Below are 1156 nucleotides of genomic sequence, written 5' to 3' on the forward strand. Positions count from 1 at the left end.
ATCCTGAAGAACGATCACAGCAGGGTGCTCCATCGTGGAACCCGCTGTACGCCCTGGTCCTGGCAGGAACGGACCCTCGGCTTCCCCACGAGGAACCACGAACTCAAGTGATGTCGCATAAACTGCTGCCGCGGCCGGTGGCGTTGCTGCTGTTCACCCTGGTGGTCCACCCCGACACCGGGGTCGGCGACCTCACCACCGCGCAGATCCGGGACCTGCACGCGGGCCGGATCGCCAACTGGCGCGACGTGGGCGGCAAGGACGTGCCGGTGCGCCTGGTCGGCCGCAACACCGGCTCGGGCACCCGCCGGGCGTTGGAGGAGCACGTGCTGGGCTCGTGGCAGCAGGGCGCCAACTCGGTCGACTGCCGGACCGTGGGCGCCGGCGCGCAGGACGGCGTCGTGCGGTGCGAACGGGGCTCCACGCGGGAGGTGCTGGACACCGTGGCGGCCACACCCGGCGCGCTCGGCTACAGCGAGTTCGGCCTGGCGACCGCGACGGAGGGGGTCGTGCCGGTGCGCATCAACGGCTTCGAGGCCACCACCGAGGGCGTGGATCGCGGCCTCTACCCGTTCTGGGAGACCGAGATCGCCTACACCTACGCCGTGCCGCAGGCCGACGCCCTGCCCGCGAGCTTCCTGCGCTACCTGACCAACCAGGTGGGCCAGGACATCATCCGCGCGTCGGGCCACCGCCCGTGCACGGAGATGGAGAACCCTCTCCTGTGCCGTCCGGAATGACCCGTTCGTCGGAGTGTCCCGCCGGGCATGATGATGAGCAATTCATCGGATGTCCAGACTGGTGTCACTTCTCGTTCACCCTTACGGTCGATCCCGGCAGCGGTTCGGAGTACGTGCCGGCGGCGGGGATTCCCCCGCCCGTGGTGGGAGGGCTCTGATGGTCGAGAAGCTCGAAGGGCACCAGGTCCGCGACCCGCGCCGACTGCGGGCCAACGTCGAGGTCCAACTGGACCAGGCCGCCGAGGAACTGACCCGCCGCCTGGCGGGCCGCGTCGCCTACCAGGTCGTGCGCGACGCCGTCACCGACGCCTACCACCGGCTCGCGGCCCAGGCCAAGGTCCACGGCTTCCTCCCCATCCTGGCCGCCCGTTCCGCGCAGCAACGCCTCCAGTCGTCCTGAACGGTCCGGGTCGGAC

At 70.3% G+C, this 1156-nt stretch carries 2 protein-coding genes; both read left to right on the plus strand.

Annotation, left to right across the window (positions count from 1 at the left end; genetic code table 11):
• The first annotated feature begins 110 nt into the window (after positions 1 to 110).
• Positions 111 to 740 carry a substrate-binding domain-containing protein gene (locus ACFXGA_RS40225; RefSeq protein ID WP_378098496.1) on the plus strand — a complete coding sequence of 210 codons (630 nt, stop codon included), beginning with the start codon at positions 111 to 113 and terminating at the stop codon, positions 738 to 740.
• A 157-nt stretch (positions 741 to 897) separates the two neighbouring features.
• Positions 898 to 1140, plus strand: coding sequence for a three-helix bundle dimerization domain-containing protein (locus ACFXGA_RS40230; protein WP_378098498.1), 243 nt, complete (start codon positions 898 to 900; stop codon positions 1138 to 1140).
• The last annotated feature ends 16 nt before the right edge of the window (positions 1141 to 1156 follow it).

The organism is Actinosynnema sp. NPDC059335 (assembly GCF_042752395.1).
GTDB lineage: Bacteria > Actinomycetota > Actinomycetes > Mycobacteriales > Pseudonocardiaceae > Actinosynnema.

What these genes read in the sequence shown, in the direction of transcription:
- ACFXGA_RS40230 (WP_378098498.1), top strand. Translation starts at nt 898, where the DNA reads ATGGTCGAGAAGCTCGAAGGGCACCAGGTCCGCGACCCGCGCCGACTG.
- ACFXGA_RS40225 (WP_378098496.1), top strand. Translation starts at nt 111, where the DNA reads ATGTCGCATAAACTGCTGCCGCGGCCGGTGGCGTTGCTGCTGTTCACC.